The 7,642-nt window shown below is 59.2% G+C and carries 6 protein-coding genes and 3 pseudogenes; 1 reads left to right on the forward strand and 8 read right to left on the reverse strand.

Annotation, left to right across the window (positions count from 1 at the left end; genetic code table 11):
- Positions 1-343: 343 nt before the first annotated feature.
- The 8 genes and pseudogenes from RCH10_RS26880 to RCH10_RS26915 form a co-directional block, all read right to left on the reverse strand.
- Entirely contained in the window at positions 344-1,660 is a 1,317-nt protein-coding gene (locus RCH10_RS26880; protein WP_409054744.1) for a PQQ-dependent sugar dehydrogenase, read from the reverse strand.
- Entirely contained in the window at positions 1,657-2,100 is a 444-nt protein-coding gene (locus tag RCH10_RS26885; protein WP_409054745.1) for a hypothetical protein, read from the reverse strand. The genes RCH10_RS26880 and RCH10_RS26885 overlap by 4 nt, the downstream gene beginning before the upstream one ends.
- 345 nt (positions 2,101-2,445) lie before the next feature.
- A complete protein-coding gene (locus RCH10_RS26890) occupies positions 2,446-3,084 on the reverse strand; it encodes an IS6 family transposase (protein ID WP_409054746.1) in 639 nt (212 codons plus the stop codon).
- Positions 3,085-3,173: 89 nt separating this feature from the next.
- Positions 3,174-3,356, reverse strand: a pseudogene (locus tag RCH10_RS26895) (IS6 family transposase); the annotation flags it as partial.
- Positions 3,357-3,432: 76 nt separating this feature from the next.
- Positions 3,433-4,017, reverse strand: a pseudogene (locus tag RCH10_RS26900) (IS30 family transposase); the annotation flags it as partial.
- Between the two features lie 133 nt (positions 4,018-4,150).
- Complete coding sequence (locus RCH10_RS26905) at positions 4,151-4,621, reverse strand: SH3 domain-containing protein (RefSeq protein WP_409054747.1); 471 nt, start codon at positions 4,619-4,621, stop codon at positions 4,151-4,153.
- A gap of 188 nt (positions 4,622-4,809) precedes the next feature.
- Complete coding sequence (locus RCH10_RS26910; protein ID WP_409054748.1) at positions 4,810-6,321, reverse strand: tripartite tricarboxylate transporter permease; 1,512 nt, start codon at positions 6,319-6,321, stop codon at positions 4,810-4,812.
- 11 nt (positions 6,322-6,332) lie between these two features.
- Positions 6,333-6,821 carry a tripartite tricarboxylate transporter TctB family protein gene (locus RCH10_RS26915; RefSeq protein WP_409054749.1) on the reverse strand — a complete coding sequence of 163 codons (489 nt, stop codon included), beginning with the start codon at positions 6,819-6,821 and terminating at the stop codon, positions 6,333-6,335.
- A gap of 251 nt (positions 6,822-7,072) precedes the next feature.
- Here RCH10_RS26915 and RCH10_RS26920 point away from each other — a divergent pair.
- Positions 7,073-7,459: pseudogene (locus RCH10_RS26920) on the forward strand (MarR family winged helix-turn-helix transcriptional regulator); the annotation flags it as partial.
- Between the last annotated feature and the right edge of the window lie 183 nt (positions 7,460-7,642).

Genomic DNA, 7,642 nt, shown 5'->3' on the forward strand with positions numbered 1-7,642 from the left:
ATCCGCTGAACCACCCGGCGCAGCGCTTCGGTCATCTTGGTACGGTCAAACTTCATCCGCTGACCTTACCAGCCCGCGCTTATTGCGACAGAACCCGTGCGCGCCCACCGCCCCGGAAGAGGAAGTCTGCGTGGCCGGGCGTCGCTGTGCAGCCGAATGAAACCGTCGAGAAACTCTGACCTTGTGTCTTCGGCCTGCTCCGATTGTCAACTTTGACTTTGAGCTGACCGGAGATCCACTACTTTATTTAATTGGTAAGTTTCGCACTGGCAGCCGTCACGCGGCTCTCACCAGAATCCGCTGCACGGTTTGAGCGTCGAATCGAATCTGAAGAATCGCCAAGTTACTGAGCGCTGGCCGTGACCGACCAAACGGTATTGCCCACATCGTCCGCAATCAGCAGAGCGCCGTCGGCGCCTTGTGCGAGTCCGACAGGCGCACCAAAAAGTGACTTCTCGTCCCGCGACACGAATCCAGCGACCACAGGCATTTTCTGACCCTCAGGCCGTCCGTTCACGAACTTGACATAGCTCACCTCGTAGCCGTTTAGCGGTGATCGGTCCCAGCTGCCGTGCTCGCTGATGAACGCTCCCCCTTGGTACAGCGCCGGCAAGTTGCTGCCCGTGTAAAAGAGAAGTCCAAGTGGCGCAACGTGTGAGGACAACGCGAAGTCGGGGGCAATGGCCTTTTTCACAAGGTCAGGTCTCTGCGGCTGCACGCGCTCATCGACATGCTGGCCGTAATAGCTGTAAGGCCAGCCATAGAAAGCACCTTCTTGAACAGCGGTCATGTAATCAGGAACGAGGTCGGCACCAATCTCGTCGCGTTCGTTGACGATGGCCCAAAGCTTGCCGGTCTGGGGCTGCCACTGAAGCCCGGTCGGGTTGCGAAGGCCAGAGGCGAATATTCTGCTGGCGCCTGAGGCAACGTCCACCTCAAGAATGTCAGCGCGCCTGTATTCAACCGCCAAACCGTTCTCGGTGATGTTGCTGTTGGACCCCACCCCTACGAAGAGCTTCTTCCCGTCTGGACTGGCCAGCAAGGCCTTGGTCCAATGGTGATTGATCGTGTCTGGCAAATCTGCAAGCTCAACCCCCGGACCCGCAATGCTGGTGGCGCCTGCGGTGTAGGGGAATTTCATGATCCTGTCGGTATTCGCAACGTACAGCGTCTGACCGATCAACTGAATTCCGAACGGAGAATTCAGATGCTCAAGAAACACGTGTTGCTCCCACTTTGCGGAGCCCGCAATCTTGCGTAGAAGTGTGATCCGATTACCACCTTTGGCGCCTTTGCCAGAACGCCCCGTCACGATCCCTGCAATGAATTGCTTGGGCGTGGTGAGCGGCTGAGTGTGAGGAGAGTTCGATTCGACAACCAGCACATCACCATTGGGCAAGGTCATGAGCTGCCGCGGATGCTGCAGCCCTTCGGCAATCTTCTCGATCTTCAAGCCGGCCGCCACGACAGGATGTCCGTCACTCTCCCAACCCACCCCTTTGGGGGCCTGCATCGGCGGCATCAGGAAGTTTTGGGCCGCAGGCAGCGGGGGTTGTTGTCCTACCTGCTGCTGGGGGGCAAGCTGTGCCTTTTCACTGCAACCAACAACCGCAAAGGCTACTGCGGCCGGTATAAGTCCCATCAAAATTCTGATTTTCATGATCGCACTCTGTGATCATCATCAGACAGTTGCTGGGTCATCAGGGCTTTGCTTAGAACCAGAAGCACCACCGTCAGAATTGAGAGCCAAAGTCCCTCCGGAACCATCCCATACGCGTCCCGGCTGTGAACAAAAGCATTGAAGATGGCAGCCACAACACCGAATAAATAGAGAACAAAGGCGATTTTTTCTCTAGCAGTGCTCACTCGGGCGCGATAAAACCATACCCATGCCAAGTTTATAAGGCGCGGGATGACCGCAAACAACAGTCCAATAACGATCAACCATGCTGCGGACTTGAGCCACATGACGACCGCGCTATTGGTGTAGACGGCGTCGAATATCAACGCCGCCACAAACATTCCAAACGGAATTGGATCGAGCAGAGCGAACACAACCGTCGCTATGCTGGAACGTCGTTTCTCAACGTTGAGAATCATATGGAATTAGCCTGCCCTTACGGCCGGGGACAGGACATGTAGCTTGAACAAACCCGAATGCTAGTCCTAATCAGAGGTGCGGATTGGCGCATTTCAAGGTGTGAGCGTTCGGACTACACCAAGTCAGGTAAATGTAGATATGGGCAAAGAACGCACGCGCTCGTTACTTCTTAATGCATTTAGGGAGACGCTGAACATTGAACATTGAACATTGAACATTGAACATCACAGCGCAAGTTGATGACATCGTAACGCGATGCGCCCTCAAGATTGCCCGATGTCAAGATTTAGGGTTCTGTCGCAATAGCGAGAATAGGCCGAGCATTGCTGGGAGGCCAACTCCGATCAAAAAGCCAGTGAGTAGAGTGCACACGAGGCTGGATGTTTGAGTGCGCCAAGCTTGCCTTTGCCGATCATGTGCATGCCCTCAATGCCGGCGAGCAGGATTCGGGCGCAGCGAAACGTCTTGAAGCCGAGCATCGGCCGGGTGATTCGTTTGACGGCTCGGTGGTCCTGCTCGATGAGGTTGTTCAAGTACTTCGACTGGCGCATCTCGATGGTGATCTTCTCGGGCACGCCGTGCAGTTCCATGGCGCGTTCGAAGAATGCCCGGGCTGCGGCGTGGTCTCGCTTGGCGCGCAGCAGAAAGTCGACGGTAGGGCCGTCGCGATCGACCCCCCGGTACAGGTACTTCCACTGGCCGCTGACCTTCACGTAGGTCTCGTGCATCCTCCAACTCAGGCCGACTGGGCGCTTGCGCCGACAGAACGTGCCCGCCAGCACCGCCCGCACCTTGATTGACCAGCGATGCAGCGTGGAGTGATCAACGAACACGCCGCGCTCGGCCATCATCTCCTTGATGTTGCGAAAGCTCAGCGGGTAGGCCGCGTACCAGCGTACGCACACCAACATCACTTCCAGTGGGTAGTGCATCTGCTGAACCACTCGGCGCAGCGCTTCAAGCATCTTCGTACGGTCAAGCATCTTTGGCTGACCTTACCAGTCGTGCTTATTGCGACAGAACCCTCGTCCATGCGCCAGCTTGCGCCCACCGCAAGCTTGTGACGGCTCAATACCTTTTCCAGCAACGGCAGAAACCGGATTGCCCAACGGTTGATCGAAGAATGGTCAACCAGCACACCGCGTTCCTGCAGCATTTCTTCAAGATGGCGGTAGCTCAACGGGTAGGCTGCGTACCAGCGGATGCAAACGAGCATGACGTCGAGTGGAAAGCGCATTCCTTTGGGCGAGAGCATCGGCTTCAAGCCTTTTCAACCAATTTTCTCAGCATAGTCTGTTGGGCCGATGGCTGTTAATGCGACACAACCAGACTTGTTGCCCGCCCCCAAGATGGAAGTCGCCTTCCCAGTGGCCCGGCATCACGCGGTCCTCGATCTCGGGCGGGCGCACGTGGATGCTGACCATCTCCGGAATCTGGCCGCGCCGGTCATTGCCGCGTGAGCGCGGCAGCCGCGTGCCGTGGCCCTGGCGCAGGCAGGCGATGAGCTGGCGGCGCAGTTCGCCCCTGGGCAGCGCGTAGATCGCGGTGTAGATGGTTTCGTGAGACACGTGGCGTGCAGCCTCGTCGGGGACGGTGCGCTTCAGGGTAGCGGCAATCTGCTGGGGGGACTACTTCCAGTTGAGAAGGGTCAACACCACACGCCAGGCGACGCCGCGGACATCGAGCTTGGCCGCAGGGCGTGCGGCGTGCTGACGCGCCTTGCAAGTTGTCTGGGCCACATGCGAGCCGTAGCACGATCCATTGCGCATGTTGCGTTCAAGTTCGCGCCCGACGGTCGAGGGCGCGCGTTGCAGCGTGCGGGCCATGGCCCGCACGCTGCAACCTTGCTGACACATGCTCGCGATGGTGATTCGGTCCTCAGGCTGCAGTTGCCGGTAGCTGGTTGGGTCTTGCATGGAACACCTTACTTGAAGGGGTGTTGCACTTCAGACTTGAGGCCGCCAAGCTGAACCTGTGCGGACTGCTCATCAAGCGCCGTCTAGCGGCGAATTCGTCGGAATTGATTCACGCATTCACGCATTCACGCGCTCACCATCCCCAGACCCTGCTCTTGATCACCCAGCCCGCCAGTCCAGTTTCGTGACGCACTTGAATCCAGCGGCCACGCTGTCTGAGCGTGCGCAGCACGTCGCCATTGCGCGCCTTCAAGACCACGGCGCTGCGTGCATTGGGCGCTGCCCTCAGCGTCGCCGAAGACGCACTCACGATATGGTGCCGGGTTGTGTTCGTAAGCGGTCCGTAGACCCAGCCCGAGTCCCGCTCGAAATCGATCACCTTGAGCCACTTGCCCTTGCGCGCCAGCACCTTGAACGGGTAGCCCTTGTCGACCGTCCATCGCGCGGCATAGCCTGTTCCGGGTCCTGCACGCATGTAGACGGTGTTGCCGGCGGAGCTCACCATCTCGGTGGCCAACGCCGCCGGCGTTGCCAGCCAGCAGATGGCGAGCAGGATGAACAGGTGCAGGAGTCGCTTGGGATGAAGCAATCGTGTTGGGGCCATGTGGAACGAAAAAAAAAGGACCTCGATGGGCGACGCCCTGAAATTACGGTTCGGGGTCGACGCCGACTTGCGAATCTCGAATTAGACCGGATCACCACGGCGCTCCGCGATGTGGATGCCCGGATCGATTTCGTGATCGAGCCGCGTGATTGCCGGTCTTCGTGGAGGCGATATTTCTGTGCATCCGGCTACCCCTCAACAAACGCTTCTTGGCGCTTCGCTTTCACGGCAGGCAACAGCACGATCGTGAGCAGCAGCACGGCGCCGATCAGTAGGCCCGCCGAGATGGGCCGCGTGACCAGCACGCCCCAGTCCCCTCGCGACAACAGAAGCGCGCGCCGCAGGTTCTCCTCCATCATCGGCCCGAGGATCAGGCCCAACAACAGCGGCGCAGGCTCGCAACCCAGTTTCAGGAAGGCGTAGCCCACGACGCCAAAGAAGCCGACCATCCAGACATCGAACGTGTTGTTGTTCGTTGAATACACGCCGATGGCGCAGAACAGCACGATAGCCGGGAAGAGCCAGCGGTAGGGGATCGACAGCAACCTGATCCACACGCCGATCAGCGGCAGGTTCAGGATGATCAACATCAAGTTGCCGATCCACATCGAGGCGATGAGGCCCCAGAACAGCTCGGGATTGCTGGTCATCACCTGCGGGCCAGGCTGGACATTGTGGATCGTCATGGCGCCGACCATCAGGGCCATCACCGGATTGCCTGGAATGCCAAGGGTGAGCAGCGGGATGAAGGAAGTCTGTGCGCCGGCATTGTTGGCGGACTCCGGGCCGGCGACGCCTCGGATGTTGCCCTTGCCAAACGGGATCTCGCCTTGCCGCAGCTTGATCTTCTTCTCGAGGGTGTAGGAAGCAAAGGCTGAGAGGAGCGAGCCACCGCCCGGAAGGATGCCGAGCGAACAGCCTAGCGCCGTGCCTCTAAGCACGGCGGGAATCATGTTCCTGAAGTCTTCCTTGGTGGGCATGAGGCCGTGAAGCTTGGCCGTGAAGACCTGACCTTCCTCTTCGCTGCGCGACAGATTCGCGATGATCTCGCCGTAGCCGAAGATGCCCATGGCGATGGCAACAAAGCTGATGCCGTCTGTGAGCTCCGGAACGTCGAAACTGTAGCGCGCCACACCGGAATTCACATCGGTACCGATCAGCCCCAGCAGCAGCCCTAGCATGATCATGCAGATGGCCTTGATGAGCGAGCCCGAGGCCAGCACTACCGCACCGATCAACCCCAGCACCATCAAAGAAAAGTATTCGGCGGGCCCGAACTTGAATGCCAGTTCGGTCAGCGGCGGCGCGAAGGCCGCGAGCACCAGCGTGCCAACACAACCGGCAAAGAACGAGCCGAGGCCGGCGGCCGCGAGCGCTGGTCCGCCCCGTCCTTGCTTGGCCATCTGGTGCCCGTCGATGACGGTGACGACAGAGGAGGATTCACCGGGCAGGTTGACAAGGATGGCAGTGGTCGAGCCGCCGTACTGCGAGCCGTAGTAGATGCCGGCCAGCATGATTAGCGCGGCCACCGGCGGTAGGGCGTAGGTCGCGGGCAGCAGCATGGCGATGGTCGCGACCGGGCCGATGCCCGGGAGCACGCCGATCAGCGTGCCCAGCAGGCAGCCCACGAAGCAATAAATCAGGTTTTGAAACGTGAGCGCCGCTTCGAAGCCGATAGAGAGGTTGTGGATCAGTTCCATGCGGTGCGCGCTCAGCCTGTCATGAACGTGGGCCAGACCTGGAACTGAAGGCTCAGGCCGATGATGAAAGTCAGATAGCTGCCAATCGCCAGGATCGTGGACAGAATCAGCGCGCCTCTGAGCGTGAAACGTGTGCCGGCAAGACTTGCAATCACGACCAGTGCGTAGATGGCGATCATCAAGCCCATCGCGGGGACGCCCATCGTCGGTAGGCCGCCAAGAAGGAGGCCGAACACCAGATTCGCACCGATAACCAGGATCAGCGGTTTCCATGCGATTCGCCCGACCGGATCACCACCAGGCGGACCCGCAGAAAAGGCACCCACCATGACCACCCCACCTCCGATCGCCAGCAGGATGCCAAGCACGAGTGGGAAGTAGCCAGGACCCATGCGGTCCCCGCTGCCGATGTTGTAGTTGGTCGCGCCAATGGCAAAGGCCAAGCCGACGCAACTGAACATGAGGCCGGACAGCAGGTCCTTCTGGCTCTTGATTTTCATGGATTCGGGGAGGTCTCGGAAAGAGGGTGAGGGACAGATCAGGCCGTCACTTGCGTGCGGCACTCAGTGACTTCCGAGGGGAAGCGCCAAGGCAAACTAAGTCGAAGACCAAAGCACAAACGCCTGGTCAGGTTGTGTTCAGAACTTTCATGCTAGGCCATTATTTTTGTCACAGTGTGAGTAATTACCCTTCGCCAGAGTCGCTGTCTTCCGCCCGCTGCTACATTCCCACAACTTTCAGAACACCCGCGATGACGAATACGCAAGGCGCAAAGGAAAAGCAGCGCTTCGAGGCGCTCTCAGATTTCCGATCTCGCTTGCGAAGCTTCCTGCGGTTCAGTGAAGACGCCGCACGCGGGGAAGGCATCACCGTTCTGCAGTACCAGTTGATGCTTCATTCGCAGGGTTTTCCGGGGCGAAAGTGGGCAACCATCGGCGAGATCGCCAAACGATTGCAGACATAGCCGCACGGTGTCGTCGCCCTGGTGACGCGCTGCGAGGAAGCCGGGCTCGTCAGACGCAGAGCCAGTGCAGTCGATCGGCGCCAGGTAGAGGTTCATCTCTTGACTGCAGGGCGCAAAAAACTGGCGCGGCTGGCCGAACTGCATGTCGACCAACTCTCGGAGTTAACCGGCGCAGTCGGATCGGTCGACCACACCACCGACCGAGCCGCATTGCCAACCTTGAGAGCTGGCCCCATTCGCTTGAACAGATTCCGAATCTTTTTAAGTGGATCCTGCGGTGTCAGGCTGCCTCGGCCGAAGGCCGTGGCAGCGAGTCGAAGTACACCACATCGGGTGTGCGGGCCTGCAGGCTCGAAT

The organism is Variovorax sp. GrIS 2.14, from assembly GCF_046115955.1.
Classification (GTDB): domain Bacteria; phylum Pseudomonadota; class Gammaproteobacteria; order Burkholderiales; family Burkholderiaceae_C; genus Variovorax.